Source organism: Rhodobacteraceae bacterium M382, assembly GCA_025141015.1.
GTDB lineage: Bacteria > Pseudomonadota > Alphaproteobacteria > Rhodobacterales > Rhodobacteraceae > Aliisedimentitalea > Aliisedimentitalea scapharcae.
In genome coordinates, this window is the sequence record CP081098.1 from 688,492 (window position 1) to 715,065 (window position 26,574).

The following is a 26,574-nucleotide window of genomic DNA, read 5'->3' on the forward strand; positions in this document are numbered from 1 at the left end:
GCTTATTTGAGCGCAGAACCGCCCCAGCAGAGGCCCGCCATGAACTGGATCACAAATTACGTTCGCCCCCGGATCAACTCGATCTTTTCGCGTCGCGAAGTCCCCGAAAACCTGTGGCAGAAATGCGATGAATGCGGGACCATGCTGTTCCACCGCGAACTCAGCGACAACCAGAACGTCTGCACCAGTTGTGGCCATCATATGGGCATCACACCGCGTGCCCGGTTTGATGCGCTGTTTGATGGCGGTATCTTCACCGAGGTCGATGTGCCTGAACCCACTGCTGATCCGCTGAAATTCAAGGATCAGAAAAAATATCCTGATCGGATGAAGGCGGCACAGAAATCCACGGGTGAAAAAGAGGCGATGCTGGTTGCCACCGGTGAAATCGGACGCACTCCGATCGTCGCTGCGGCCCAGGACTTTTCCTTCATGGGGGGGTCGATGGGCATGTATGTGGGCAACGCGATTATTGCCGCCGCCGAAAGGGCCGTGGAACTCGGTCGCCCCTTGATCCTGTTTTCGGCTGCAGGTGGCGCGCGCATGCAGGAGGGCATCCTGTCCTTGATGCAGATGCCACGCACCACTGTGGCTATTCAGATGCTCAAGGAAGCAGGCCTGCCTTATATTGTGGTTCTGACCCACCCAACCACCGGCGGGGTGACGGCCTCTTATGCAATGCTGGGGGATGTCCAGATCGCGGAACCCAATGCGTTGATCTGTTTTGCCGGCCCGCGGGTGATTGAACAGACCATCCGGGAAAAGCTGCCCGAAGGGTTCCAGCGCGCTGAATACCTGCTGGATCACGGGATGTTGGATCGGGTAACGCCACGCACGCAAATGCGGGAAGAGCTGATCACCATCACCCGGATGTTGCTGAACCAACCGCCCGCGATCAAGGGCGATTTGCCCGCCCCTGATGAAACCGAAATGGCAATACCGCAGCCATCCAACGAACAGCCCGCCGAGGCCAAACCCGAATGACCACACAGACATCGGATGCCATTCTCGCCCGGATGATGGCGCTGCACCCGAAAATCATTGACCTGACACTGGACCGTGTCTGGCGCCTTCTGGATGCATTGGGGAACCCGCAGAACGATCTGCCTCCTGTGATTCACCTGGCTGGAACCAATGGCAAAGGATCGACCCAGGCGATGATCCGCGCAGGGGTGGAAGGTATGGGCAAATCTGCCCACGCCTATACGTCCCCGCATCTGGCACGGTTTCACGAACGCATCCGGCTGGCGGGCGAACTGATCAGCGAGGACCACCTGACCGAAATTCTGGATGAATGTTATGCCAGCAACGGTGGCATCGACATCACCTATTTCGAAATCACAACCTGCGCGGCTCTGTTGGCTTTTGCCCGAACACCTGCCGATTACACTCTGCTCGAGGTCGGTCTGGGTGGGCGCCTGGATGCAACAAATGTTCTAGACGCGCCCGCGTTGACTGTGATCACCCCCATCTCGATCGATCACGAGCAATTTCTGGGTAATACACTCGCCAAAATCGCGGCAGAGAAGGCCGGGATCATCAAACGCGGTGTCCCTTGCGTGGTCGGTCCCCAACCCGACGAAGCGCTCGCGGTTATCGAAGACGTGGCAACCCGTCTTGGTGCGCCGCTTTTGGTCCACGGACAGGACTGGCATGTCAGCCAGGAACGTGGTCGCCTGATTTATCAGGACGAAACCGGTTTGCTGGATCTGCCGCTTCCTGCCCTTTTGGGCGCGCATCAGATTCAGAACGCCGGAGCGGCAATCGCGGCCCTGCGTCACCTTGGCGCGGACGATGCCGCCTGCGAGGCTGCGATGGTCAACGCCGTCTGGCCTGCCCGAATGCAGCGCCTCAAGACCGGCCCGTTGGTCGATATGGCACCTGAGGCCGAACTCTGGCTGGATGGTGGCCACAACGCCGCCGCAGGCATTGCGCTGGCCGATGTTCTGAGCAACTTGCCTGCACGCCCGACCCATCTGATCTGCGGGATGCTCAATACCAAGGATGTGACCGGCTACATGCGTCCGCTGGCGGCCCATGCGACCAGCCTTACCGCGATCTCGATCCCGGATGAGATCAATACGCTCAGTGCCGAAGAAACCAGCGCCGCCGCAACCGAGGTTGGCTTGCAAACCGCAACGGCTGACAGCACAGCCGACGCGCTTGCCGCCATTCTGATACAGGATCCGCAGGCCCGGGTTCTGATTTGCGGGTCGCTGTATCTGGCCGGGCATATCCTGCGCGAAAACGGCTAACCCCCGGTTTCGCTTCTTTCTGGTCCCAAATACCTCGGGGGTGAGGCCGCAAGGCCGAGGGGGCAGCGCCCCCTCTCTTAGGTGTCGGATTGCCCCCAGTCCTTGTCCTGCATCTCGCGCAGACGCGACGCTGTACGTTCGAATTCAAAGGTGCCCTCGCCTTCGACGTACAGCATCTCGGGCTGCGCCGCCGCGGAACAGATCAGCCGTACACGTGCCTCGTACAGTGCATCAATCAGAGTGACAAAGCGTTTGGCCTCGTTGAAATTGTTCCGGCTCAGGCGCGGGATGTCCTCTAGCACCAGAACCTTTACCTCTTGGGCAATGGACAGGTAATCCCCCGGTCCCAGCATCTTGCCGCACAGATCGTAAAAGCTGGCTCGTCCCACGCCGTTGCGAAAAGCGGGCAGAACGACTTCGCGTCCTTTGACTTCCAGGGTCAGCGGGCTGGCCTCGCCTCCTGACAGATCTGTCCAAACTGCGGAAATCTGCGCTCGGGCGCTGGCGTCGTTGGGCGCGAAATAGACCTGTGAACCCTTTAGGCGGTCCTGTCGATAATCCGTCGGACTGGCCAGTTCATGGATTTCCATCTTGCCCTTGATCAGCTCAATAAACGGCAGGAACAACTGCCGATTCAATCCGTTCTTATACAGATCATCTGGCACCCGGTTGGACGTGGTCACGACAACGACATCCGCTGCAAACAGGGCTTCGAAGAGGCGTCCGACAATCATCGCATCGGTGATATCGGTGATCTGCATTTCGTCAAAAGCCAACAGGCGGACGCTGGACGCGACGTCTGCTGCTACTGGCGCAATGGCATCGTCGACCCCACGTTGACGGGCCTCGTGCATGGCGCTGTGGATCTCCTGCATAAAGGCGTGAAAATGCACCCGGCGTACCGGGATGTCGCCCAGGCTGTCCACAAACAGATCCATCAACATGGACTTGCCGCGGCCAACCCCGCCCCACAGGTACAACCCTTTTGGAGCCGGTGGTGGCGCAGCGCGGCGGAATAAACCGCGTTTGACAGGATCAGCGGTCAACCCGTCGGCAATCCGTTGAAACTGTGGCATGACGTCCTGCTGCACAGGGTCCGGGCGCAGGTCGCCCGCCGCAATTCGTTGTTGATAAAGCGCATTCACATTTGACATGACCCAGCCATACCGCGCGCCACAAATGAAGAAAAGCGCCCGATGTTATCCTGATACGTCGCGTCAGTTCAAATTTCGTTTCCCTGGCCGTCAAAAATTCTGATTTGATCCAATTGCCAGACCCGTTAAGTTGGTTCTTCAGTTTTTCGGAAAGACGCGCGATGGACAAAGGTCACTCCTTATTCACCCCGGTTTTGATTGTGGGGTGTCTGATCATCACGATCAATTTTGCAGTGCGCGCGTCGTTTGGCGTGTTCCAGATCCCTGTTGCGACTGAATTCGGGTGGTTGCGTACCGAATTTTCGATGGCAATTGCCATTCAAAACCTGGCCTGGGGGATCGGCCAGCCGATATTCGGGGCACTGGCAGAAAAGATAGGGGATCGCAAGGCGATCATCCTAGGGGCCTTGACCTATGCAGCGGGCCTTGTGTTGACGGCCGGGTCGACCACCCCGTTCGAGCATCAAATATATGCGTGGTTGGTGGGGTTCGGCATTGCTGGGACCGGGTTCGGGGTCGTGTTGGCCGTTGTCGGACGCGCCAGTTCGGATGAAAATAGGTCGATGTCGCTGGCAATCGTGACGGTGGCCGGATCGGTGGGGCAAATCCTGGGTGCCCCGGCTGCGGAATGGTTGCTGACATTTCTGCCGTGGCAGCAGGTCTTTGTTGTGTTTGCAGGTGCGGTTCTTGCAACCATCCTGTCGCTCCCATTCATGCGGGCCCCGATTGTTGCATCCAAACAGGAACTGCAGGAAAGCATGGGGCAGATCCTGATCAAGGCGTTCAAGGACCCGTCCTATACTTTGATCTTTGTCGGCTTCTTTAGTTGTGGGTATCAGTTGGGTTTTATCACAGCGCATTTCCCGGCCTTTGTCACCGAAATGTGCGGACCGATTCTGCCCGGAGGTATGTTGGACAATGTTGGGGTTTCATCGACCTCTTTGCTGGGAGCGGTGGCGATTTCTCTGATCGGAGCGGCGAATGTCGTGGGGACGCTGGCTGCAGGGTGGGCTGGCAACCGGTTTTCCAAGAAGTACTTGCTGGCGGGTATTTACACAGGCAGGACAATTGCGGCGAGCCTGTTCATTCTGCTCCCGATCACCCCGACGACGGTTGTGCTGTTTTCGGTTGCTATGGGATCGATGTGGTTGGCTACGGTTCCGTTGACGTCTGGATTGGTCGCGCATCTTTACGGGGTTCGCTATATGGGAACGCTGTACGGGATCATCTTCTTCAGCCACCAACTGGGCAGCTTTCTGGGGGTTTGGCTGGGTGGACGGATGTACGACATCTATGGCGATTACACGTTGGTCTGGTGGATCGGCGTTGGCATTGGTGCGTTCAGCGCCATTGTTCACCTTCCGATCCGTGAAAACCGTCCCAAATCCGCGGTTGTTGCCGTCTGAGCAGGCGGTATGACAGCAGGTGGATGTTCAGTTGAGCCCGTCCTGCAATGTTTCGCGCAGCGCACCCAAAACCGCGTCGGTATGTGTATAGACCAGGCCATGCCCAGCGTCGTCGATGACCTCCTGTTTGGCGGATCGACTGACAGTGGTCAGTCGACCCAATGACGACAGGGGGATGGTCGTGTCGTGGCGGGCCCAAACCGCCAACAGCGGCACGCCCGCGCGGTGAATCTTCTGCAGATCCTGGCTCATGTCTTTGGTCAGGATGCCACGCAATGCGGCGAGCACGGCCGGAACATAACCTTGGTACCGCAGTTCGTTCTGCATAAGATCGCTGATATCCGGCACCGAACTGGGCTGGCCGATTTCTGCGCGGGCGGTGCGTCGATGGAGAACGGGAAAACAGGCCAGCATCAACCAGTCTCCAATCAGCGGCACCTTTTGTATGATCTCAGTCAGGCGACCAAAGTCGGTGTTCAGCCCCGCCGAAGCCAATAGGACCAGCTGGCGAACTCTGTTGGGGTAATGGGAAGCAAAGGCGGTCGCGATCGCGCCGCCCATCGAATAGCCGATCAAGGTGAAGTCATCGTCAACATTCTGATCGGCCAACAGCTCTTCGAGTTGATTGACAAAGAAGTCCTGGTTTTGTTCTCCGGTTGGCCGATCCGAGTATCCGCGCCCGTACAGATCATACACCAGAACCCGGTACCCCATCGCAGACAGCCCGCGTGCCAATCCTTGCCAGACAAAGGATGGCGTGGTCAGACCGTGAACGCATACCGCAACCGGCCCTCGGATCGGGCCAATCCACTGGTAATGCGTCAGACCGAGGGACAGGGTTGCAAACTGTCCCGGAGCGGTCTGGCGGATCTGGGGCGACATTCTGGGCCGTCGGCGTTCGATCACGACAGGGATGGCTGCCACAACAATCAGAACACCAAGAACCCAGATCATTGCTGTTCCTTCCACTTCTGCAGGATGTGGTGGCTGGTCATCAGGTCCAGATGCGCCCCGCCACCATTTTTGAAGATCGTGATGTCATCGGCATTATAGCTGGGGAAACGGTCAAGGCCATAAAAGTCGGCCAGAACGTGGTCACGTGAAATCACGCCCTGTTCCAACGGGATCTTGAACTCGCCGATATGATCTAACGTGGTATCCAGACTGTCGGCATAGACCTTGCTGCGCAGTAGCGCGGTGTCGTCGGTTTCCCGCATGTCGGGGCGATAGGCACCGATCATGTTCAGATGTTGTCCGGGGTGCAGCCACTCACCTAAAATCACCGGAGTAGATGACATGGTGGCGGTGACGACGATGTCGGCGGCGCGCACTGCAGCCTCCAGTTGGGGTGCAACCAACGTTCCTGGGCGGCTGTCCACCAAATCCTGTGCCTTGGGCAGGGTCCGGTTCCAAACCCGGATTTGTGCGTTCGGAAAACCGGCCGAAAAGGCGTCTATCAGAGATCCACCCACGGTCCCGGCACCCACGATCAGAATCTCACGGCTTTCCGGGTTGGCCAGTTTCAGGGCCCCCAACAAGCTATCCCCGGCGGTTTTCCATTTGGTTACCAGGTGAAAATCAAGCAGCGCCGACAATGTGCCATTGGCGTCATCAAACAAGGACACCGCACCGTTGATCATGGGTGCTCCTTTGTCGGGATTGCGCGGGAAGATCGTCGCTGATTTTACCGCAATCCCCATGCCGTCGATCCAGGCCGAGCGGCTTAGGAGAGTGTCAGGGTCCCGATACAAAAACGTGTCGTCGATTTCGGCCTTGGGCAGGCTGTGACCGGACACCAGAGCACGCGTGTATTCAACCCAATCGAGCAGCGCATCGCCGTCGTCAAATGTGATGAATGGGGCACTCATGCAGCGTCCTCCGTGCTCAATAGACCTTCTGCCATCAGCCGATCCGCCCAAAGCTGGGGGTGCGTAAATAAATGGGTCTGCCACCCACGCGCGGCTGCGGCGTCGATATTGTCCTGACGGTCATCGGCAAAGATAAGGCGATCCGGCGCGATACCGCAATCCTGTTCGACCATTTCATAGATCACCGGCTCGGGTTTTGCGGTTTTCATATGACCCGAGACATAGGCCCGATCGAATTCTCCGAGGAACGGGTATTCCGCCTTGGCGATGTCCCAGTTTTGAACCCCGATGTTGGACAGAATGAATGTGGGTACATCTTTGGCCCGCAACGCACGCATCAGACGTACAGAATGTGGGAGCGCAGGGGTCGCCAGATCCAGCCAATTGTCATGCCACATTCGAATTTCATTGCGCCAACCCGGGTATTTGTCAGCCCAGTCATAAACGGTGTCTGTGAAATGATGGCCGCGATCCACCAGATCGTTCATGCCATGCAGGTCAACTTCGTCAAACATGGCCCGCCGGCGCGCCTCTCCGATTTCGGCGTCATAGAAGCGTTCCGGTTTCCATTCGATCAGCACATTACCGATATCAAACACGACGGCTTCGACGGGCATGGGCGTGTCCTTTCCAATTTGGTTTTTACAGGAGCGTGTCTTTCACCCGACAGATACAAGCCAGGCTCGCAGGATCAAGCAAAACGCTCGCGATCAAACGGAATTCAACAGATCACGAGCCATGGCAGGGGGCGGGGCTTGCCCCGGACGCTGCCACGCCCAACGGCTGTTATTGTTCCAGGAACAATGACAGCGGGCGGGAGCCCTTGGTCCAGATGATCAACCTGGGCGTTTGGCGGCCCGCAATTCGCGTTCCAGGGCATCCAGAAACCGAGAGCGATCCGCTTTTGAAAACGGTTTGCCGCCGCCACCTGCGCCCAGCGGGTTGGCGGCGCGTAAATCGGCCATCAGATCGCGCATGGCCAGCTGCTGGCCGATATTTGCCTGAGTGAACCTTTCGCCATTGTGACGCAGCACCTGAGCGCCCGCCTCGATGCATCGGGCGGCCAGTGGAATGTCACCAGTCACCACGACGTCACCGGGGCCGCAGCGCTCGGCAATCCACATGTCGGCCACATCGGCACCTTCGGATACGATCACGTTTTCGACCAGCGGGTTTTGCGAAGGTCGCAACCCGCCGTTCGAAACGACGAACATCTTCAGTCCGTGGCGGGTTGCGACCCGCTCGGCCTCCTGTTTGACAGGACAGGCATCCGCATCAATGTACAGCGCCACTATTCTGCGGCCTTGTCAGACTTTTCAGCCTTGGGAGCTGTCCCTTTTTCAGCAACTTTGGCTGCTTTCTTGACCTTGAATTCATCCGGGATCGGCATCCGGTTGAACGCATCCAGGCCGGCGATCTTATAGGCTTCGGCCAGGGTCGGATAGTTGAAGGTGTTCTGGACAAAATAATCCACCGTCCCCTTCAGGTTCATCACCGCCTGGCCAATGTGAATCAGCTCGGTCGCGCCTTCGCCAACGATCTGCACACCCAACACCCGGCGGGTTTTCAGGCTCAGCAGCATTTTCAACATGCCGTGTTCCAGCCCCATGATGTGCCCACGCGATGTTTCGCGGAACCGCGCGACACCGACTTCATAAGGGATGCCGCGTTCGTGCAGTTCCTCTTCGGACATGCCGCAGGTGGACATTTCCGGCACCGAATAGATGCCATAGGGGTACCAGGGGCTTTCCGGCAGCGACGGGGTTTCCAGTGCGTGACAGGCGGCAACACGGCCCTGTTGCAGTGACGTTGACGCCAAAGACGGGTGACCGATCACGTCGCCCGTGGCATAGATGTGCGGCACATTGGTCTGATAGGTTTTGCGATCGACGCTGACCCGGCCCCGGTGATCGGTTTCCACCCCCAGCGATTCGAGGTTGAGCGAGGCAGTTGCGCCCATGCGCCCGGCGGCGAACAGCAACATTTCACCCCGAACGTGACGACCATTGGCCAGGCTGACTTCGACATGGTCACCGGCATCTTCGATCTTTTCAACGGCCGACCCCAACCGCAGGTCAACACCGTTTTCACGGATCTGATGGGTGAAATCCTGAATCAGGGTGCGGTCGATAAAATCCAGGAAACTGTCGCGCGGCTCGATCAGCGACACCCGCACATCCAGCGCCGAGAACATCGTGGCATATTCCACCCCGATCACACCGGCACCAATGACCACCAGAGAGCGTGGAATTTCTTCCATCTCAAGGAATTCGTCCCCATCGACCACGGTCTTGCCGTTGAAGGGGACGTAATCCGGTCGATAGGTCCGGGTGCCCGTGGCGATCAGGAACTTTGATGCGGTCAGACGGGTGGTGTCACCTGCCTCGGTCGCTACCTCGATCTCATGCGGGCCGATGAATTTGGCCAGCCCGTTCAACGTGTCCACATGGTTGCGGTTGAACTGATGTTCCAGAACATCGACCTCATGGTCCAGCGTCATATGCAGCCGCGCCTTTAGGTCCTCGGCTTCGATCTGGTCCTTGACGCGGTACGAGCGCCCGTAAAAGCTGCGTTCCCGCCAGCCTGACAGGTTCAGCACGGTTTCGCGCAGGGTTTTGGACGGGATGGTGCCGGTATGCACCGACACGCCGCCCAGCCGGTCCTTGCGGTCGATGACCAGAACCCGGCGTTTCAGTTTGCCCGCCTGAATGGCGGCGGACCGGCCCGAGGGGCCGGATCCAATGATGATCAGGTCATAGTCGAAGTCACTCATGGCTTAGTCCCGATACAGGGCGTCTGCGTGAAAGCTCACATGCTCTTCCATGAAGGTCGATACAAAGAAATAGCTGTGATCATAACCTGGCTGCATCCGCAGGGTGGCCTGCTGACGGCGTTCCGCGACCGCATGGGCCAAGGCTTCTGGCTTCAACAGGTCGATGAACTGGTCCGAGGTGCCGGTGTCGATCAGAATCGGCCCGTCAAACCCCTTTGCCTTCATCAAAAGCGTGGCGTCATGTTCTGCCCAGGCGCTTTCATCGTCGCCCAGATAGGCGCTCAGCTGTTTGCGGCCCCAATCGCTGGCGGTTGGGTTCGAAATGGGTGCAAACGCTGAAACCGATTTGAACCGGCCGGGCAGGTTCATCGCCAGGGTCAGCGCGCCGTGGCCGCCCATCGAATGGCCGGTGATTCCCTGGCGGTTCAGATCAATGGCAAAGTTTTCACCCAGCAGAGCAGGCAGCTCTTCGGCGACATAGTCCCACATTTGAAAATGCGATGCCCAGGGGGCTTGGGTGGCATTGACATAAAACCCAGCGCCTTGGCCGAGGTCATAGGCGTCATCATTGGCAACCCCTTCGCCGCGCGGCGAGGTGTCAGGAAATACCAGTGCGATGCCCTGTTCAGCGGCCCAGGACTGGGCACCGGCCTTGACCATCGCGTTTTCATGGGTGCAGGTCAGGCCCGACAGATACCACAACACCGGCACCGGGCCGTCCTGGGCTTCTTCGGGCAGAAACAGGCCAAACGTCATGTCACATTTGGTGGCGCTACTGGCGTGCTTGTAAACACCCTGAATGCCCCCAAAGGCCCTGTTCTCTGCAACGGTTTCCATGAATCGACTCCTTGTTTGCTGTCGGCTTATCGCTAACGCCATGGGAGAGGCGCGTCCAGTACAGGCCCGTCCCAGGTCGCGCGGTTTGCGACAAAATACTGTCGATTTGCGCTCAGAAGGTGCCGACCCAGGCGATGACAAGGGGAATGGTCGCTATGCTGGCCACGGTCGAAAACAGGATCGAAGCCGAAACGCGGTGCGGTGCAATTCCATAATGTTGCGCCAGCATATAGACATTGCCTGCCACGGGCAGGGCCGCGGCCGATATGGTGACCGCTGCTGAGTAGGGATCGACGGGCAATAGGACCAGCACACATAGGGCGACCAGCGCCGGATGCAGGATCAATTTGGCGCTGCTGAGCCAAATCGCAATCTGCATCCGTTCTGCAGACTTGCTGGCCAGGGACGCCCCGATGGCGAACAGAGCCCCGGGAGTGGCAGCACCGCCGAGGATGGACAGGAATTCGTCGAAAGGGTCGGGCAATGGAAGCGCAAGAGCGGCCCAGGACAACCCAAGGGTAATGGAAACGATCATGGGATTGCGCAAGAGCCCCATGCCAACCTGGCGCAGAGTTTTCAAGCCAAGCCCCTGTCCGCGGCCCGCATTGATCAGAACGACGATCAGAGAGGAAAAAACCACCAGATCGACCGCAAGAACCAACATAACAACTCCAATCGCCGCCGTGCCGAACAAGGCGGCCAACATTGGCAATCCTAGGAAACCTACGTTGCCTATGGCCGCGCACTGCGATTCAACGGCCGTGGTTGGGATATCCACACCGCGCAGACGCGCAACAAGTGTGGCAACCAGGTAAGTTGCCGCCGTTCCGAGCAGATAGGCAAGCACAAGTCGCCCGTTAAAGATTTCGGCAAAGGACAGGCTGGCAGAAAATCGGAAGATCATCGCGGATAGGGCAAAGTAGAACACAAATTTGGTGAGATAGACCGTGGCGTCTTCGCTGAAAAATCGGCTGCGTCCGGCCCAGTACCCCAGACCGATGATGGCAAAAAACGGCAGGGTTCTCATGAAAATGTCGATCATGGCAGATTGGTAACATGTGTTGACCAAATTGCAATGTCCACTGTTGGGAACGTGGCGACAGGCTGTCTTGGGTGGAACAAAACGTTGCTGTCTTCGTCGCGCTCCCGCCTGTTGTCGCCTTCCTGTCGGAAGTCTCCTCCCGTTGGGCCTGGCACCGCGCAAAGCGCGGTGCCAGGCCCATGTCCAAAAGGAGTGACGGCGGTCTGTTTGGACACGGGAGTTCTTCCGTTCGTGTCCTGTCACGATTTGCCGGTCCGGGTGTTCGATCCCAGGGGTTGATAGGCGCTGTTCTCGCAGCCATGGGCGGGGCGCATTCTGGGACAGCTTCGTCATGGGAACGCCCTAACCACGCAAGCCGCCCGAGTGGGGGCAAAGCGAAACCCTGACCGGCAAAAGCAATGCGCAACATAGCCCCGATATGCACCCGCTGTGGGCGACGTGCTGAGCACGGTATTCGGGGTCAACCCAATGGCCGCTGAAAGGTGGTCATATCGAGAGGCGGCTGCAGGCCGCAAAATGGGCCGAACGTGCTCCGCTCAATCGGCCTCAGTACATCGGTGGGGTGGCATGGTCGTCACATTCTGGGGAGGTGTGATGCTGTCGTCGCATGAATGTCTCCGGACTCTCCAGCTGTCGGAGCTGCCGGTTCCGAATTTTTTCGCGATCAGGGCCGCATCGGTGTCTTCAGCGCCTTGGTCCATCTCGGCTTCAACACATGGATGGACACGCGCCAATACGTCTTTAGATCAATCGTCAACCGACCGGCTTTGCCCATATCATCATTGGCAAAGCCCAGATTGTCTAGCAGCGGTTCTATTGCTGGGCGGGCATTGATCGGTCTGGGAAATACGCCGCGACTGCGTTTGACGATCTGGATAGTCACAGGTCCGTGTGGGAGATCCTTTGGGGCACCCGTCCGGGACCGTGACATATCACATTCACACAATCGCTCTCCCGGTGCCGGCGGGCATTCTTTGCCATTGATCCGGGGAGGCTGGGATAGAGGACGGGCTGACGAGGCCCGATCCTTTTTGTGATCACCCGGATGGCGGGGTTGAGAACCTAACCGCTGCCGATCAGGATCCCGGCCGCCAGAACCAACGCCCCTCCCAGAACCACTTGGAACACGGCCTTGAAGAACGGGGTTTCCATGAATTTGTTCTGAATCCAGGCAATGGCCCAAAGTTCGATGAACACGATAATCCCGGCCAGGGTCGTCGCGGTCCAGAAGTCTGTGATGAGATAGGGCAGGGCGTGGCCCAACCCCCCGACCGTTGTCATTATCCCCGAGGCAAAGCCGCGTTTGACGGGCGATCCGCGTCCCGACAGTTCGCCGTCGTCTGATGCGGCTTCGGTGAACCCCATGGAGATTCCGGCTCCAACCGATGCCGCAATGCCGACCAGAAAGGTGGTCCATGTATCTTGCGTAGCAAAGGCCGTGGCAAAAATAGGTGCCAGCGTCGAAACCGATCCATCCATGAGCCCGGCCAGCCCGGGCTGCACCCAGGTCAGGATGAATTGGCGCCGTGCAGTGGCATTCTCTTCGTCCACGCCTTCTTCGGTCAGATGGGTGTGGGCAAGGTTATCGGCAGTCGATTGGTGGCCGGCTTCGGCTGCAGCCAGATCACCCAGAAGCTTGCGGGTTTGCGCGTCCTTGCTGTGGGCTGCGGCAGTTGTGTAAAATCGTTCGGCGTCTTTTTCCATGGTCACCGCTTCTTCGCGGATCCGATCCAACCCCAGATTCTCCACCAACCAGACGGGTCGCCGTGCATAGTAACCTGCCACATGTTCACGCCGGATCAATGGAATGGTCGGGCCAAACCGGGCCTCGTGTAGGGCAATCAGCTGGGCGCGGTGGCTGTCCTCTTCGACAGCCATACCGTCAAAAATCTTGGCCGTGGAAGGAAAGTCCTGGCGCAGCGTTTCGGCGTAACCGCGATAGATGCGCGCATCATCTTCTTCGGATGAGATGGCCAGTGCGATGACCTCCTGTTCACTCAGGTCGCGAAACCGCTTGCGGTGCGAGAAAAAACGCATATGTATCCTGCCTCTTTAGAACTGTTCTAAGATTAGCATTGCAGCTGGTAGAGGCAAGCCCAAGTATTCTTGTTGTTGAAGGTTACCACTCCGGTTTAAGTTCAATGGGTCAGTGACAAAGGGGGTCGCATGAATCAGCAAACGCGCATCGTGAAAACGGGCCGAAAGTACGACCAGGTGCTGGAGGGGGCGCGCAGCGTATTCATGGCCGACGGGTTCGAAGGGGCCAGTGTCGATGATATCGCGCGGGCCGCTGGTGTCAGCAAGGCAACGCTTTACAGCTATTTCTCGGACAAGCGGCTGTTGTTTCGCGAAGTGGTGCGTACCGAATGTGAACGTCAGGCCTGTGAGGCGGATGAATTGGTGGAAACCACCTGTTCGCCCGAAAAGGTGTTGTTTGAGACGGCCCACCGGATCATGGCGATCATCCTGTCCGAATTCAGCGTCCAGATGTTCCGGATTTGTGTGGCTGAATCTGAGCGGTTCCCGGAGTTGGGACAAGAGTTCTATGAAAGCGGCCCGTTGGTGCTCAAGGCGCATCTGGAGGAATACCTCGAGGGAGCGCGGGACCGGGGTGAATTGAAGATCAACGATATATCGCTGGCGGCCGACCAGTTTGCCGAGCTGTGCAAGGCCGGGTGGATGCTGCGCGCGATATTCATGCATGAGCGCGATTTCTCGCAGGAAGAGAAAAACCGCTTTGCGCAGGGGGCTGTCGATACCTTTATGGCGCGTTACGGGGTTTGAAGGGGGCTGCCTGCCCACAATTGACCCTAGGGTCGGAAGGCACCTTCACTCAACAATATCGATTTCCCCTTCCAGATCATCCAGTTCGTCGGTCACGTCGGCAACCTCAAGGACGCGAACGATGTCCTGGGCGAACGCGGGAAAATGTTCGACAAAGTCAAACCCGCGCTGATCCGACCCGATAAACAATAGCGTTCCGACAACAGCACCAACATTTACTTGAACATGGCAGGTTAGGGTGTCGGATCGAATACGTCCCCAACCGGCGCAGTTCACCCAATGTTCGGGGATGCCGCGTTGATCCCCTTCCTTTGGAAAGAAAATGTAGATGCCGCTGCTTCGTTTCCCGTTTGGGCCAATCACTTTGGATTCATGGCTTTGGTATTCAAGGCCTCCAAAAAACCGTGTTCCAGTGGCGATCTTTGGTTTCATCTGGTTCGCCATGCGGTCAATTCCGTCAACATTTTCATATACGCTAAGGTTTGTCGGAGAGTAGCGCGAATACAGATCCGGGATCAGATCCGGGTTCATGTCCAATCGGAATTGCCTCCAGGGCATGTTGTCACTCCACAACCCACAGGTGCGGTAGTATCGCTCACCCATACGAAGAACGACGCCATTTGGTGCGAGCGGTTCGGTGTCGTGGCAATAGGGGCTTTCGTCCGCCCACATGGCCTTTGTGTTGGCAATAAAACCAAAAAGCAGAAAGAACAGGAGTACCATCCTGACGCTTCTGGATGACTGGAGCGGCGAGAGTTCGCAGTTTTTCGGGGGCATGTGCACAATTACTCAACCAATGATTGCCCCGTGTACTCTATGCAGAGACAATGTAAATTGCTTGGCTTCGTTTACATTGCGTGTCGAATGCCTGCTGGCAGGTCGCGCGTGTTGTGTTGGTTGTTCTTATACTGTGATGGATGTCCCCCAGATTAGTGGGTTTTGACCATCTTGCGGTCCTCGCGATAGGCCTTGTGACAAGACAGACAAGCCCGCATCAGGACCGGCAGGGTACGACGTAATCCGTTTTGAGATCGCGCGTTCAGTGCGCGGGCCGCCTTGTTGGCGCCCTTGGCCCGATATTTGAAATCGGTCCAGTTGATCCACAGCGTGATTTTGGCGTTCGACAGCGGGTCAGTTCGGCGTTTTCGAAAATGTTTGGGAATCGCGTCGGTCATCTTGATCAGGGATTTGCGCGCGGCCCGTGCGCGGGGTTTGTCGAATCGGATCCGGTTGCTCATCATTCCAGTCAGCACATCCACAGCGGCCCGCCCTGTCTGCATGAGCTGCATCCGTTGCGCGACGTGGCGATTTTCCACGCGGTTTTGGGCTGGCGCGATTGATGCCACCAGAATCAGGGCCAGAATGATTAGTCGCGGTATCAGGCGCATGGGTGCGAACCCGGTTTGGCTCGACTCTGGCAGGGCGAGTCAGGTATAAGAACAAAATGTGAACATTTACAAAAGCACATGTGGGTCTCCGATGTCGCGCCGCCGTATTTTGTCATTATGGTTTCCCCGGTTGGGAGCGGAGCGGGTAATGCGTGCCGAACGTGGTGGGCTTGCCGGTCCTTTGGCTGTGGTCGAAGAACAATCCAACACTCAGGTTATCACCGCGTTAAATACCGCAGCCGAAGCCGCAGGTTTGCAGGTTGGTCAGCCGTTGCGTGACGCCCATGCCATGTGTGCTCACCTGTTGACGCGCAATCGCAACGGCCCGGCGGAAACCGCATTTCTGGGGATCTTGCGGCGCTGGGCGGGTAAATATTCACCTTGGGTGGCTGATGAGGCACCGGATGGGTTGGTGGTGGATCTGACCGGTTGTGCGCATCTGTTCGGAGGGGAAGAGACGCTGTTGGCGCAGATCGAACAGGATTGCGCCGATATGGGGCTGAGCGTGCAGATGGGCATTGCCGATACGCTGGGTGCCGCATGGGCCCTGGCCCGTTATGCCGGGGTGGGGGCCGGATCAGACCGTTCTGGCGATGCCATTCAGCAGGAGGCCCGTGCCACCCGGTCGCGCGCGGTCAAGCGCAAACACTGGACCCGGGGCGGTGCCGCGCCACAGACGGTGCCCCTGTCACAGGGGGTGGCGCGGATTGCGGGGCAGGGGCAAACCTATGGCGCGCTCAGCCCGCTGCCGGTGGCGGCGCTGCGGCTGGAGGCCACGGCCGTGGCCCAGCTCAACCGGCTGGGGTTGCGCCGGGTCGGTGACCTGCTGGGACAGCCACGTGCAACCCTGGCCCGCCGGTTCGGGCGCGGATTGGTGCAGCGTTTGGATCAGGCGATGGGCAGCGCGCCTGAACCGGTCTCTCCGGCCCGCGCGCCGGATGTTTTTGCGGTGCGGCTGACCCTGCCCGAGCCGATCGGCTTGGTCGAGGATCTGATGGCCGGGATCGACCGGCTTCTGCCCCGGCTGTGCGCCCTGCTCGAAGACAAGGGCAAGGGCGCGCGGCTGTTGCGGCTCGAAGCGCATCGTACCGATCAAGTGGCCGAGAGGGTCGAGGTGGGCCTGGCCCGCCCGCTGCGCGACCCGCATCGAATCCGCCCACTGTTGGAGATGAAGCTGGAGCAGATTGACGCCGGATACGGCATAGACATGCTGCGTCTGATCGCGGTGCAGGTGGAACCGATTCACGAACGCACCCAGGTCGGGCATCTGCAGGCGGGTCAGGCCGTCAGGGAACGCCTGGAAGGCAATACATTGCTTGATGATCTGATCGGACGGATGGGGGCACGGGTCGGGCTCGAGGCGATCACCCGGCTGCACCCGGTCGATACCCATATCCCCGAAAAAACGGCCAAGGTGATGGCCGCGGCCTGGTCGGTGCCCTCTGCCAATTGGCCAACAGCTCCGCGTCCGCGCCCATTGTTGCTGTGGACGCCCGAGGTCGTTCAGGCCCCAGACATCCGCACGATCCCGCCCCGGTTTCGCTGGCGGGGACGCGATTGGAATCTGGCCGAAGCGCAGGGGCCGGAACGAATTGCGCCAGAATGGTGGCTGGAGGACCCCAACTGGCGCAGCGGGGTGCGGGACTACTGGGTGGTGTTGACCGCGTGCCACGAACGGCTGTGGTTGTTTTACGCCCATGGTGGGGCGGTGTCGTCAGGGTGGTTCTGCCAGGGCCGGTTTGCCTGAACGCTTCGTCCGAGGGCGAAGCGTTTCCCTTGGGCATCCGACGTCACGCAGGTTACCCTGTTCCCATGACAACACCACGCTTTGATATCATGGGACAGGCCCTGGGCGATAGCAGCCGCAACCGGATGCTGTGTGAGCTGATGCAGGGGCGGGCCTATACCAACAAGGAGCTGGCCAGCGCCGCAGGGATCACCGCCCAGACGGCCACTGCGCATCTGCGCCTGTTGCAACAGGCCGGGTTGGTGATCGCGGAAAAGAGCGGTCGCTGTGTCTATAACCGGATTGCCGGACCCGAAGTGGCCCTGGCGCTCGAACAACTGGCCACACTTACTCCGATGGACAGTTTGCACCGGGCACAGCTGCGCAAGGCCGGGGCGCTTGCGCCTTTGCGCAGCTGCTACGATCATCTGGCCGGGCCGGTGGCCGTGGCGCTGGCACAGGCGTTTCTGACCCAAGGTATGCTGATACCTGACAGCGGCGGATACAGGGCCGTTCCCTCTGAACAGTGGGCGAAACTGGGGGTGTGCCTGCCCGACGGGCCGGCGCGGCAGCCCTTTGCCCGCCCCTGTTTGGATTGGACGGAACGCAAGCCACATATTGCGGGCCCATTGGGGGGCCAACTCATGACCCATGGGTTGAAGGTCGGATGGTACAAACACCAACCCTACAAGCGTGGCTTGCTGATGACCCGCGCCGGCAAACAGGCGCTGGCACAGATTATGGGACTTGATCCCGACCCACCGAAAGAAAGCAGTGCGTCATGCATGATTTGAAATCCGAGCGGTTTACCGTCGAAACCGGCACTCACATTCTGGTTCAGGTCCCGCAAGAGGCAGCCGACCGGGTGCTGCAAGCTATCCTGTCCCGTGATATCCTGCCTTGGGGCGATTATGATCAGGTGAGCTTTACCACCCAGCCAGGGCAACAGCAGTTCCGGTCTCTGCCCAAGGGGGTAAATGCTCCGACCGATCACGCGATAAAGGTGGCCTGCGTCGAGCTGCAGGTGTTCACCTGCGCGCGTGGAGCCAATCTAGAGCCGATCCTGCGGGCGATCTATGACGTGCACCCCTATGAAGAACCGGTCATCCAGCTGATTGATGCGACCCGAACCCGGCACAACCGGGGCATGGATGAGGACAACCCGAACCGCTTCTGGAACGGTGATCCCCAGGAGTGGGTTCCTGCACCACATCGCGGAAAATAGGAGAGTTTCCGTCAAAAGACTTGATTTGCAAGGCGATTGCGGCAACCCTTGGAGTATGAGCTTTCAACAGATAACACCTGTTTCGTCTCCCTCCATCCCCTTTCAGGTTGCTTTTGACCGCCGTGAAATGGCTGTGATCCTGTCACTGTATGGACGTATGGTTGCTGCCGGTGAATGGCGCGACTATGGCATTTCCTGTCTGCGGGATATGGCCGTATTCTCGGTTTTTCGGCGCACGGCCGAATTCCCCCTGTACCGCATTGAAAAACACCCCAAGCTGAGAAATCGCCAAGGGCAGTATTCGGTTGTCGGTATGGATGGTCAGATCCTCAAACGAGGTCATGACCTGAAAACCGTCCTGAGGGTGCTCGAGCGCAAGTTGATCCGCGCCGTGGACTGAGACGACAACCGATGCAGTTCGAAGGGCCGGAATAGCATAGCGTTCTGGTCGCCCGGAATATGTTACACTTCAAATTGCTCGGTATTGCATCCAAATGCTCACTTCAGCCGTTTGTGAGCAGTCACTGGCCCATCCCCCTGAGCCGCGATCCGGGCGATGGCGGCTGTCAAGGGTTCCAAGGTCACCGCCATATGATGGGCATTGGCATGCAACAGAGTGTCGGCATCGCTGACCCAGGCGACATGCCCTTTCCAGAACAACAGATCTCCCGGCTCTGGTGGCGTGTCCGGCGCGAGAAGATACCCCAGCTCAGTTTCCTGCTGATCACTGTCGCCGGGACAGGGAATCCCACTGGCCAGACAGGCCATCTGTACAAGCCCGGAACAATCAATCCCCCAGCGACTGTTCCCGCCCCACAAGTAAGGCGTACCCAAGTAGGTCTGGGCCAGCTCAACCGGATCACGGCTGGTTTTCTCTAACAATGAAATATGGGTCATCGGGACAAACCCATGTGGCGTTCTGTAAAACCGGCCCGACTGACCCAGCACCCGAACCCGGCTGCCCAGGCTCAGCCCGCACAAATCCTGCGACTTGAAATCCGCCTGTTCGTACAGATGCGTTGCGGGGGCTGACACCCAATGGGTAACGGTTTCGGTAGCTCCGAAAGCCGACGTCGGGATGTATCCGACATAATCGTCCTTGGCTGCCTGAACAAAGGCCCAGCCGTCCCGTTCCTCATAGACCGTGATCGCATCGCCCATCAGCAACTGGCGATCCCTTGGACCACCAACGCGCCGCATCAGATCAACCACAGACACCGCAATCTGTGCCTCAATTCCTGTGGTTGGCTTTTGTGTGCCGATGGGATCCTGCGCGAGATGCATCGCAACAATGCGGTCATTCGCGGGGGTGCGTCTTGGATCTTTCACAGCTTCAGGATCTCGGGCAGGGCCTCAAGTATGGCGCGTGGACCCTGGCCTACACCGCCCTTGGCGCGCGCGGGGCCTGGGCTTGAAGTCCAGCCGTAAACATCAAAGTGGATGTAGCGGCTGTCACCTGCAAAGCGGCGCAAAAACAGCGCGGCGGTGATTGCCCCGGCAAAGCCACCGCTGGGGGCATTGTCCAGATCGGCCAGAGCGGGTTCTACCATCGTTTCATACGCGTCGTGAAACGGCAGCCGCCACATCGGATCCGCCACCCGTCCAGCCGCCGACATCAGCGCAGTGGAGACCGTTTCATCATCGGTGAAATAAGGGGCCAGGTCGGGCCCGACGGCGACACGGGCAGCCCCTGTCAGGGTCGCCATGGAAATCAGCAGATCTGGATTGTCCTCGTCAGCCAGCGTCAGCGCATCTGCCAGAACCAGACGCCCTTCGGCGTCGGTGTTGTTGATCTCGACAGTCAGACCCTTGCGCGATGTCAGAATATCGCCGGGCCGAAGAGCATTGCCAGAAACCGAATTTTCAACTGCGGGAATCAAGACCCTGAGCCGAACCGGCAAGTTGAGGCTCATGATCATGTGTGCCAGACCCAGAACATTGGCGGCTCCGCCCATGTCTTTCTTCATCAACCCCATGCTTGCGCCGGGTTTCAGGTTCAACCCTCCAGTGTCAAAGCAGACACCCTTGCCGACCAGCGTCAGCTTTGGCCCACTGCTGCCCCACCGCATGTCGATCAGACGTGGAGCGCGGGGTGAGGCCCGCCCGACGGCGTGAATCATTGGGAAGTTCTGGTCCAGGAGGTCATCACCCGTGACGATATCAATATCGGCCCCATGTTCGGTGGCCAGAGATTGCGCCGCGGCTGCGAGCTCTTCAGGTCCCATGTCGGACGCTGGTGTGTTGATCAGATCCCTGACCAGGCGCTCCGCTGAAACCATGGCCTCGGCCCTGGCCGTATCGACTCCCCGGGGCGCAACCAATTGCGCCTTGGAACCGGACTGGGGCTTGTAGCGGTCAAAGGTATAGGAATTTATCAACCAACCATAACATTCCGCAATCAGGTCCTCGTCGGCAAGGCCCGACGCGATTTCATAAATTCCCTCTGGCAGGTTCGAAACCGCTGCGGACAGGACAAAGCGATTGCGTTTGCGCTGTGTCGCTGTGCCATATCCGGCCAAGGCCATGATCGGACGCGCATCAGGTCCGGGGATCAACAGGGCCTGACCCTGTGCACCGGTGAACCCGTTGCTTGCCACCCAGCTGGCGACTGAATCGTCCTGCCGAGACACAAAGGCTTCAACTGCAGAGCATTCCAGAACATGCAGTGGAATGGCCTGTTCCGACGAGGGAGCAAATGTATTCGGCATCATGAAAGATCTCTGTTTATTGCAACTCGATACCCAGAGTAGTCTTCATGGTGTCACCTGCAAGCCCCCTCGTGTCAGGGAGGCATCAGACTGACAAATCCTGTAGATCCCAGACTGCAGTTAGCGAGCGTTCGCCGATCCGCAGCAGACGAAACAGGGTCGCGCCAACGGCCGCTTCATCCTCGGCGTCAATCGCCCGGGTTACATCGGTCGCGACCCGAGCAAGCGCGCTCATCCCGATTTGTTCCGAAATCGCAACCAGGGACCGTGCACTTTTGCGCAGTTGCAGCACATCATGTTGCCGCCACAGGCGCTCACAGTGCGACAGACGCACGGCCAGTTCCTCGATTGCGCGGCAAATCACATCTTGCGCGCCGGTTTCGCCTAATTGTCGATAGAGAACCCCCAGTTGGTCAGAATCCAGACGGACAGGTTCGTTTTGCAAAAGTGCTAGAATTGTTGGCACCACGTTCACCCCAAGTATTCAATGCCCCCACGGCGTCCTCAGTTTTGGGGGCGACAAGTTTTCAAAAGGTTTCCAAGCAGGTGATCAAATCGCTCGAATTTTGTATCAATACAGGCTAATTACTCTCGGGATGAAACGAACGGAACCTGACATGCAGTTTGCTAAACCTTTGCCAAAGTATCTTGTGACCCGTTACCACGGGTGGAAAGCGACTTCTTACAAGGACAATCAAGCGTGGTACAAAACACTGGCCCGAGAAGGTCAGCACCCGCGCGCGATGGTGATCTCTTGCTGTGATAGCCGCGTGCACGTCACGTCGATTTTCGGGGCGGATCAGGGCGAATTCTTTATTCACCGCAATATCGCCAATCTGGTGCCGCCCTATCAGCCGGATGGGGATCACCACGGCACGTCCGCAACAATCGAATATGCAGTTACCGCGCTCAAAGTGGCAAATCTGATCGTGTTGGGGCATTCGCAATGCGGCGGCGTCCAAGGGTGTATCGACATGTGCAAAGGGCACGCGCCCCAGTTGGAATCGGGCGAAAGCTTTGTCGGTCGCTGGATGGACATTCTCAAACCAAAGTTCGATCTGGTACGCGACATCGAAGATGCCGACGCTCAGGCCCGCCAGTTCGAACGTCAGGCCGTTGTGGCATCGCTGGAAAACCTGATGACCTTTCCGTTTGTCGCGGATGCGGTCAAAGAAGGTTCGCTCAGCCTGCATGGGTTGTGGACGGACATCGGCGAAGGTGGGTTGGAATGCTATGACCCCACCGCCCAGATGTTCCATCCAGTTTAAGAAATTCGATCTTCAAGCCGCCTTCTGGGCGGCTTGATTTTTCGACCTTTTGTATCCATCCGACATCAACGCAATACCATCCCATCTGGCCAGTTTATGGACGTATTGAGTTTGATTTTCCGTATTTCTCCCGGTTTGATTTCCCATGACCAGGCTAGAATTCCGCGACGGTTTTCCCAGTTTTCTTGGCTGGGTCGCGGGACGGCGGTCCAGCTGATCTCCAGATCCTCCTGTTCTGAAAAAGGCACCCGGTCTACCACCTGCATGGGCCATGTTCTGCCCGTCAGGTTTTCGATTTTGATTTCGACCTGTTCGGCCTTTTGGTTGGATTTGGAAAGAATGCCACGGTCGCCCTGGTTCCGATTCAGAATGTCCCGCGTCAGGCGCAATCCGTCGATGGGACCAAACCCAATGTGGACCTCTTGCCCAGGTGCCAATCCCTGGAAGCTGTCATCCCCCACCAGATACCCGTCCACATACCGGGCGGCATAGGGGGAAGACAGCCATTCTTCACCGGAGGTATTGGTTAAGCTGGCCATGCGAAACGCTGTGACATCGCGCAGCGGCACTGCGTGGGCGGTAACCGTGACGTTTTCGGACAGGCTGTCCAATTCCAATCGCAACACATCGGCCCCCGAGGCGACAGAGACTTTTTCGTGGTAGGTATAGGTTACACCCGGACCGCTTACCTTGCTCCAGATGGGGGTTTCTTCGTTTGCCGTGACCAAGGCCTCGACGCTGGGTTCTGGCGCGCCATCATAGCTGTCTGCCAGCAATGCAGAGGACGCGGCCTTGCGCACCGGTTGCTGTGGATCGACGATGTACCGTTGGGTGGTGTCCAGATAAGAGGGATCGGTGGCACCGATCGCTTCGGTGGTCGAAAGGTGCAACGTGACATCAGACCAGTTTTCGCCCGTGTTTTGACTGACAAAGGCATCTCGCTGAATATCCAGCCGCGGTGTGTCGCCAGTCGTCAGGTTGAGATCATAGACCGGCACCCATTCGGTGCCACCAAAGACCAGATAGGACAGGTCCACTTGAACCTCTCCCGCAGCGGCGGCGTCGATTTCGACAGCGATATACAGGCGGTCGTCGTCTTCGAGATCCAATGCAGCTAGCGCCTGGTTTGCATCGGCCAGTTCCTCATTCAGCTCCATAAGGCGGGTTTCTACCCGACGGGCTGCAATCCGGGCGTCCAATGCCGTGACTGACGCAGTCATTGCTTCGCCCTGGATCATCTGCGCAATTTGGCGCAATGTCTCCGGCGAAGCGTCTGCCAGGCCTTCGTTTTCGCCCAATTGCTTCAGAAAGTCCAAAGATACATCCGCGGCGTTGGCGGCCAACCTGACCCGGTCGGCGTCATCTCGGACCGATTGAATACGCTCCTTGATGTCCTCCAGACGTGCTTTCGCGGCATCCACTTCGGGAGAGCTGGTGTCACGCGGCGGGGTATATTCGTTGCGGAATATGGTGCCGACTTGTCGGGCACCGGTCAGGTCGATCCGCAGGCTTTGTTCATGCGCACTGTTTGGGACACCCTGAAAGACCAACCGATGTTTGCCAGCAGGAACCTGAACAGAGGCTATCCGTGATACCGCGGCGCTGTCGGGGTGCATCGTCACCTCTGTCACCTTGGTGAGGACCGGGATGGTGTCAGCCCAAGACGGACAAGCAGCCACAAGGGCGATCAGGGATAGGGAAAAGCGCATGGAACCTGCCTCAAATTGAATACGGGGCAAGCGTGACAAGCGATAGATCAAATGACAAGGGCACCCGATTGGGTGCCCCGCTATTGGTCAGTTTGTGCCGATGATGTCCGGCCGGGGTTTAGCCCTTTTTCAAAACTTCGCGGCCAAGCAGTTCGGCGATCTGAACGGCGTTCAGCGCCGCACCCTTGCGCAGGTTGTCCGACACGCACCACAGATTCAAACCGTTTTCAACGGTGCTGTCCTGACGGATGCGGCTGATGAAAGTCGCAAAATCGCCAACGCATTCCACCGGAGACACGTAGCCACCGTCTTCGCGTTTGTCGATCACCATGATACCGGGGCTTTCGCGCAGGATATCGCGGGCTTCATCTTCATCCAGGAAGTCTTCGAATTCGATGTTCACGGCTTCGGAATGGCCGACAAACACGGGAACGCGCACGCAGGTGGCCGTAACTTTGATCGCAGGATCAATGATCTTTTTGGTTTCGGCGACCATCTTCCACTCTTCCTTGGTCGTGCCGTCTTCCATGAAGACGTCGATGTGAGGAATGACGTTGAATGCGATCTGTTTGGTGAACTTCTTGGCCGGTTTGTCATCGGTCGGATTGTAGATCGATTTGGTCTGATCCCACAGCTCGTCGATGCCTTCTTTGCCCGCGCCGGAAACCGACTGATAGGTGGACACGACAACGCGTTTGATCTTGGCCCGATCATGCAACGGCTTCAGCGCCACAACCATCTGCGCGGTCGAGCAGTTGGGGTTGGCGATGATGTTCTTGTTGGCATATTCGTGGATTGCCTGGGGGTTGCACTCGGGCACGATCAGCGGAATGGCCGGATCATAGCGATAGAGCGAGCTGTTATCGATAACAACACAGCCAGCTGCTGCTGCCTTGGGAGCGTAAACCTTGGTTGCTTCGGAGCCCACGGCAAACAATGCCATGTCCCATCCCGTGAAATCAAAGGTATCGAGATCCTGGGTCGTGAGTGTCTTTTCGCCAAAGCTCACCTCAGATCCCAGCGAACGACGGCTTGCCAGCGCGGCAAGTTCATTCACCGGAAACTGGCGCTCGGCCAGGATGTTCAGCATTTCACGGCCCACGTTACCCGTGGCGCCGACGACGGCGACGCGATAACCCATATTCTTTATCTCCAGATACCGCCGGTCGATATGACCGGCTGCGGTTCCATATAGCGATTGGACCTGTATTTAAAGTGTTTGATCAGTCCATACTGTCGCGACTGAACATATATATCACGCATCCTGCCGCCAAAGCGGCCGTGAAGAAGGCAAAAATGGCCAGATAAGGTGCGGAAGGGTCAACGCCCGACGTGGTTTCATGAATGCGCCCACTGGCGAACTGCATGATTCCCACACCACCGATTCCAAACAGGTTCAGCAATGTTACACCGCGTCCGGTTAGATGAGGCGGCACAAAGGCCCGGCCATGGGCGATGATGACCGGAAATGATCCACCCAGAAATCCAATTCCGGCGATCAGCGCCACCGATAGGGTCACCGACTGATCAATGGTAACGATCAGCAGGGCCAACAGAACAACGGCCAGCACATTGCCGCCGAAGATAACCCATTTGCGGGTACCCAGCATTCGGTCCAACGGGCCATAGCACAGGGTGCCTGCAATCATCGCGGCCCCCATGATCAGCGTCGCGGTGCCTATCTGGGCGGTGTCCAACCCGTAGACGTCGCTTAGATAAGGACCGATCCACAGGCCCCGAACGGCACCGGACGGGGCATAGACCACGAACATCAACGGCAGGATGGCCCACATGACCGGCATTTTCAGGAGATCCAGAACGGACCCTTTCTGATCGGTTTCCGCTTTGCCGGGATCTTTCACACTGAACCAGATCCCAACCGCAACTGCTGCCGAGATCACCGACAAACCGGCAAGCGTACCGCGCCATCCGATCAATTCAGCAGCCAGCGCCGTTGGATAGGAGGCGACCAGATTGCCAGCGCTGCCCACGCCGAGCATCAGCGCCGCCAGCGTTGCAAACCGCGCTGGAGGATATTGGCGGGCAAAGATATAATAGGACGCCATCAACACCGGTGAACATCCGATCCCGATCAAGAACATGGCAGTGCTGACATGCAAGGGAGTTGTCGCAACGGCAAACAACGCAGCGCCCCCGGCACCGCCCAACATCAGCAAAACTGCCGCCGTGCGACGCGGTCCGATCTGATCCAACGCCCAGCCCACCGGCAATTGCATGGCGGCGAACGATAGAAACCACATTCCGGATGCAAAGGCGAGATCTTCAGGCCCTGTGCCCAGATCCTGTTTCAGAACCTGGCTAAGAACCGCCAGAAAGGCGCGAAAGAACTGGCTGAGTACATACGCCAGACACAACGTGATTAAACCAGCCTGCATGATTGCCTCTTTTGTCCAGACGGACATGCGTTGCA

Annotated in this window: 27 protein-coding genes; 9 read left to right on the top strand and 18 right to left on the bottom strand. The window is 58.1% G+C overall.

Annotation, left to right across the window (positions count from 1 at the left end; translation table 11 throughout):
• Window positions 1-39 precede the first annotated feature (39 nt).
• Complete coding sequence (gene accD, locus K3727_03020; GenBank protein ID UWQ91795.1) at window positions 40-984, top strand: acetyl-CoA carboxylase, carboxyltransferase subunit beta; 945 nt, start codon at window positions 40-42, stop codon at window positions 982-984.
• Window positions 981-2,255 (top strand): bifunctional folylpolyglutamate synthase/dihydrofolate synthase, encoded by a 1,275-nt coding sequence (locus K3727_03025; GenBank protein ID UWQ91796.1) that lies wholly within the window; start codon window positions 981-983, stop codon window positions 2,253-2,255. The genes accD and K3727_03025 overlap by 4 nt, the downstream gene beginning before the upstream one ends.
• Before the next feature lie 77 nt (window positions 2,256-2,332).
• Here the strand turns inward: K3727_03025 and K3727_03030 are convergent, their stop codons facing one another.
• A complete protein-coding gene (locus tag K3727_03030) occupies window positions 2,333-3,409 on the bottom strand; it encodes an AFG1 family ATPase (protein ID UWQ91797.1) in 1,077 nt (358 codons plus the stop codon).
• Between the two features lie 161 nt (window positions 3,410-3,570).
• On the opposite strand from K3727_03030, the gene K3727_03035 reads away from it, so the two are divergent.
• Entirely contained in the window at window positions 3,571-4,815 is a 1,245-nt protein-coding gene (locus K3727_03035; protein UWQ91798.1) for an MFS transporter, read from the top strand.
• Window positions 4,816-4,842: 27 nt separating this feature from the next.
• Here K3727_03035 and K3727_03040 read toward each other — a convergent pair whose 3' ends face one another.
• The 9 genes from K3727_03040 to K3727_03080 form a co-directional block, all read right to left on the bottom strand.
• Window positions 4,843-5,769, bottom strand: coding sequence for an alpha/beta hydrolase (locus K3727_03040; GenBank protein ID UWQ91799.1), 927 nt, complete (start codon window positions 5,767-5,769; stop codon window positions 4,843-4,845).
• Entirely contained in the window at window positions 5,766-6,683 is a 918-nt protein-coding gene (locus K3727_03045) for an ornithine cyclodeaminase (protein UWQ91800.1), read from the bottom strand. Before K3727_03045 ends, K3727_03040 begins: the two co-directional genes overlap by 4 nt.
• Window positions 6,680-7,300: an HAD family phosphatase gene (locus K3727_03050; GenBank protein UWQ91801.1), complete on the bottom strand. Its 621-nt coding sequence runs from the start codon at window positions 7,298-7,300 to the stop codon at window positions 6,680-6,682. Before K3727_03050 ends, K3727_03045 begins: the two co-directional genes overlap by 4 nt.
• Before the next feature lie 219 nt (window positions 7,301-7,519).
• Window positions 7,520-7,978 (bottom strand): YaiI/YqxD family protein, encoded by a 459-nt coding sequence (locus K3727_03055; GenBank protein ID UWQ93252.1) that lies wholly within the window; start codon window positions 7,976-7,978, stop codon window positions 7,520-7,522.
• Window positions 7,975-9,456: a Si-specific NAD(P)(+) transhydrogenase gene (gene sthA / locus K3727_03060; protein ID UWQ91802.1), complete on the bottom strand. Its 1,482-nt coding sequence runs from the start codon at window positions 9,454-9,456 to the stop codon at window positions 7,975-7,977. Before sthA ends, K3727_03055 begins: the two co-directional genes overlap by 4 nt.
• Before the next feature lie 3 nt (window positions 9,457-9,459).
• The gene (fghA, locus tag K3727_03065; protein UWQ91803.1) at window positions 9,460-10,293 is read right to left on the bottom strand and encodes an S-formylglutathione hydrolase; all 834 of its coding nucleotides are present in this window, start codon (window positions 10,291-10,293) and stop codon (window positions 9,460-9,462) included.
• Window positions 10,294-10,405: 112 nt separating this feature from the next.
• Entirely contained in the window at window positions 10,406-11,335 is a 930-nt protein-coding gene (locus tag K3727_03070; protein UWQ91804.1) for an AEC family transporter, read from the bottom strand.
• 664 nt (window positions 11,336-11,999) lie between these two features.
• Window positions 12,000-12,218, bottom strand: a complete 219-nt coding sequence (locus K3727_03075; GenBank protein ID UWQ91805.1) for a hypothetical protein — start codon at window positions 12,216-12,218, stop codon at window positions 12,000-12,002.
• Window positions 12,219-12,397: 179 nt separating this feature from the next.
• Window positions 12,398-13,372: a rubrerythrin family protein gene (locus K3727_03080; GenBank protein ID UWQ91806.1), complete on the bottom strand. Its 975-nt coding sequence runs from the start codon at window positions 13,370-13,372 to the stop codon at window positions 12,398-12,400.
• Window positions 13,373-13,501: 129 nt separating this feature from the next.
• On the opposite strand from K3727_03080, the gene K3727_03085 reads away from it, so the two are divergent.
• Complete coding sequence (locus tag K3727_03085; protein UWQ91807.1) at window positions 13,502-14,119, top strand: TetR/AcrR family transcriptional regulator; 618 nt, start codon at window positions 13,502-13,504, stop codon at window positions 14,117-14,119.
• Between the two features lie 45 nt (window positions 14,120-14,164).
• Here K3727_03085 and K3727_03090 read toward each other — a convergent pair whose 3' ends face one another.
• Together K3727_03090 and K3727_03095 are read right to left on the bottom strand one after the other, a co-directional pair.
• Complete coding sequence (locus K3727_03090; protein ID UWQ91808.1) at window positions 14,165-14,842, bottom strand: hypothetical protein; 678 nt, start codon at window positions 14,840-14,842, stop codon at window positions 14,165-14,167.
• A 206-nt stretch (window positions 14,843-15,048) separates the two neighbouring features.
• Window positions 15,049-15,507: a cytochrome c gene (locus K3727_03095; protein ID UWQ91809.1), complete on the bottom strand. Its 459-nt coding sequence runs from the start codon at window positions 15,505-15,507 to the stop codon at window positions 15,049-15,051.
• 91 nt (window positions 15,508-15,598) lie between these two features.
• On the opposite strand from K3727_03095, the gene K3727_03100 reads away from it, so the two are divergent.
• The 4 genes from K3727_03100 (at window position 15,599) to K3727_03115 (ending at window position 18,858) form a co-directional block, all read left to right on the top strand.
• The gene (locus tag K3727_03100; protein ID UWQ93253.1) at window positions 15,599-17,254 is read left to right on the top strand and encodes a DNA polymerase Y family protein; all 1,656 of its coding nucleotides are present in this window, start codon (window positions 15,599-15,601) and stop codon (window positions 17,252-17,254) included.
• Window positions 17,255-17,319: 65 nt separating this feature from the next.
• Window positions 17,320-18,027, top strand: coding sequence for an ArsR family transcriptional regulator (locus K3727_03105; GenBank protein ID UWQ91810.1), 708 nt, complete (start codon window positions 17,320-17,322; stop codon window positions 18,025-18,027).
• Window positions 18,015-18,458, top strand: a complete 444-nt coding sequence (locus K3727_03110; GenBank protein UWQ91811.1) for a hypothetical protein — start codon at window positions 18,015-18,017, stop codon at window positions 18,456-18,458. The genes K3727_03105 and K3727_03110 overlap by 13 nt, the downstream gene beginning before the upstream one ends.
• 55 nt (window positions 18,459-18,513) lie before the next feature.
• Window positions 18,514-18,858, top strand: coding sequence for a DUF2794 domain-containing protein (locus K3727_03115; protein ID UWQ91812.1), 345 nt, complete (start codon window positions 18,514-18,516; stop codon window positions 18,856-18,858).
• Window positions 18,859-18,956: 98 nt separating this feature from the next.
• Here K3727_03115 and K3727_03120 read toward each other — a convergent pair whose 3' ends face one another.
• The 3 genes from K3727_03120 to K3727_03130 all read right to left on the bottom strand — a co-directional run bounded on the left by K3727_03120 (window position 18,957) and on the right by K3727_03130 (window position 21,641).
• Window positions 18,957-19,787, bottom strand: coding sequence for a C40 family peptidase (locus tag K3727_03120; protein UWQ91813.1), 831 nt, complete (start codon window positions 19,785-19,787; stop codon window positions 18,957-18,959).
• Window positions 19,784-21,166, bottom strand: coding sequence for a leucyl aminopeptidase family protein (locus K3727_03125; GenBank protein ID UWQ93254.1), 1,383 nt, complete (start codon window positions 21,164-21,166; stop codon window positions 19,784-19,786). The genes K3727_03120 and K3727_03125 overlap by 4 nt, the downstream gene beginning before the upstream one ends.
• 85 nt (window positions 21,167-21,251) lie before the next feature.
• A complete protein-coding gene (locus K3727_03130) occupies window positions 21,252-21,641 on the bottom strand; it encodes a hypothetical protein (GenBank protein ID UWQ91814.1) in 390 nt (129 codons plus the stop codon).
• A 142-nt stretch (window positions 21,642-21,783) separates the two neighbouring features.
• Between K3727_03130 and K3727_03135 the strand changes: the two genes are divergently transcribed.
• Window positions 21,784-22,434 carry a carbonic anhydrase gene (locus tag K3727_03135; protein UWQ91815.1) on the top strand — a complete coding sequence of 217 codons (651 nt, stop codon included), beginning with the start codon at window positions 21,784-21,786 and terminating at the stop codon, window positions 22,432-22,434.
• Window positions 22,435-22,499: 65 nt separating this feature from the next.
• Here the strand turns inward: K3727_03135 and K3727_03140 are convergent, their stop codons facing one another.
• The 3 genes from K3727_03140 to K3727_03150 form a co-directional block, all read right to left on the bottom strand.
• A complete protein-coding gene (locus K3727_03140; GenBank protein ID UWQ91816.1) occupies window positions 22,500-24,143 on the bottom strand; it encodes a mucoidy inhibitor MuiA family protein in 1,644 nt (547 codons plus the stop codon).
• Between the two features lie 118 nt (window positions 24,144-24,261).
• Window positions 24,262-25,284: an aspartate-semialdehyde dehydrogenase gene (locus tag K3727_03145; GenBank protein UWQ91817.1), complete on the bottom strand. Its 1,023-nt coding sequence runs from the start codon at window positions 25,282-25,284 to the stop codon at window positions 24,262-24,264.
• A gap of 82 nt (window positions 25,285-25,366) precedes the next feature.
• The gene (locus tag K3727_03150) at window positions 25,367-26,539 is read right to left on the bottom strand and encodes an MFS transporter (GenBank protein ID UWQ91818.1); all 1,173 of its coding nucleotides are present in this window, start codon (window positions 26,537-26,539) and stop codon (window positions 25,367-25,369) included.
• Between the last annotated feature and the right edge of the window lie 35 nt (window positions 26,540-26,574).

What these genes read in the sequence shown, in the direction of transcription:
- K3727_03070 (UWQ91804.1), bottom strand. Translation starts at nt 11,335, where the DNA reads ATGATCGACATTTTCATGAGAACCCTGCCGTTTTTTGCCATCATCGGT.
- K3727_03040 (UWQ91799.1), bottom strand. Translation starts at nt 5,769, where the DNA reads ATGATCTGGGTTCTTGGTGTTCTGATTGTTGTGGCAGCCATCCCTGTC.
- fghA (UWQ91803.1), bottom strand. Translation starts at nt 10,293, where the DNA reads ATGGAAACCGTTGCAGAGAACAGGGCCTTTGGGGGCATTCAGGGTGTT.
- K3727_03110 (UWQ91811.1), top strand. Translation starts at nt 18,015, where the DNA reads ATGCATGATTTGAAATCCGAGCGGTTTACCGTCGAAACCGGCACTCAC.
- K3727_03145 (UWQ91817.1), bottom strand. Translation starts at nt 25,284, where the DNA reads ATGGGTTATCGCGTCGCCGTCGTCGGCGCCACGGGTAACGTGGGCCGT.
- K3727_03095 (UWQ91809.1), bottom strand. Translation starts at nt 15,507, where the DNA reads ATGCGCCTGATACCGCGACTAATCATTCTGGCCCTGATTCTGGTGGCA.
- K3727_03025 (UWQ91796.1), top strand. Translation starts at nt 981, where the DNA reads ATGACCACACAGACATCGGATGCCATTCTCGCCCGGATGATGGCGCTG.
- K3727_03035 (UWQ91798.1), top strand. Translation starts at nt 3,571, where the DNA reads ATGGACAAAGGTCACTCCTTATTCACCCCGGTTTTGATTGTGGGGTGT.
- sthA (UWQ91802.1), bottom strand. Translation starts at nt 9,456, where the DNA reads ATGAGTGACTTCGACTATGACCTGATCATCATTGGATCCGGCCCCTCG.
- accD (UWQ91795.1), top strand. Translation starts at nt 40, where the DNA reads ATGAACTGGATCACAAATTACGTTCGCCCCCGGATCAACTCGATCTTT.
- K3727_03030 (UWQ91797.1), bottom strand. Translation starts at nt 3,409, where the DNA reads ATGTCAAATGTGAATGCGCTTTATCAACAACGAATTGCGGCGGGCGAC.
- K3727_03105 (UWQ91810.1), top strand. Translation starts at nt 17,320, where the DNA reads ATGACAACACCACGCTTTGATATCATGGGACAGGCCCTGGGCGATAGC.
- K3727_03150 (UWQ91818.1), bottom strand. Translation starts at nt 26,539, where the DNA reads ATGCAGGCTGGTTTAATCACGTTGTGTCTGGCGTATGTACTCAGCCAG.
- K3727_03100 (UWQ93253.1), top strand. Translation starts at nt 15,599, where the DNA reads ATGTCGCGCCGCCGTATTTTGTCATTATGGTTTCCCCGGTTGGGAGCG.
- K3727_03090 (UWQ91808.1), bottom strand. Translation starts at nt 14,842, where the DNA reads ATGGTACTCCTGTTCTTTCTGCTTTTTGGTTTTATTGCCAACACAAAG.
- K3727_03085 (UWQ91807.1), top strand. Translation starts at nt 13,502, where the DNA reads ATGAATCAGCAAACGCGCATCGTGAAAACGGGCCGAAAGTACGACCAG.
- K3727_03050 (UWQ91801.1), bottom strand. Translation starts at nt 7,300, where the DNA reads ATGCCCGTCGAAGCCGTCGTGTTTGATATCGGTAATGTGCTGATCGAA.
- K3727_03115 (UWQ91812.1), top strand. Translation starts at nt 18,514, where the DNA reads ATGAGCTTTCAACAGATAACACCTGTTTCGTCTCCCTCCATCCCCTTT.
- K3727_03080 (UWQ91806.1), bottom strand. Translation starts at nt 13,372, where the DNA reads ATGCGTTTTTTCTCGCACCGCAAGCGGTTTCGCGACCTGAGTGAACAG.
- K3727_03135 (UWQ91815.1), top strand. Translation starts at nt 21,784, where the DNA reads ATGCAGTTTGCTAAACCTTTGCCAAAGTATCTTGTGACCCGTTACCAC.
- K3727_03140 (UWQ91816.1), bottom strand. Translation starts at nt 24,143, where the DNA reads ATGCGCTTTTCCCTATCCCTGATCGCCCTTGTGGCTGCTTGTCCGTCT.
- K3727_03125 (UWQ93254.1), bottom strand. Translation starts at nt 21,166, where the DNA reads ATGCCGAATACATTTGCTCCCTCGTCGGAACAGGCCATTCCACTGCAT.
- K3727_03045 (UWQ91800.1), bottom strand. Translation starts at nt 6,683, where the DNA reads ATGAGTGCCCCATTCATCACATTTGACGACGGCGATGCGCTGCTCGAT.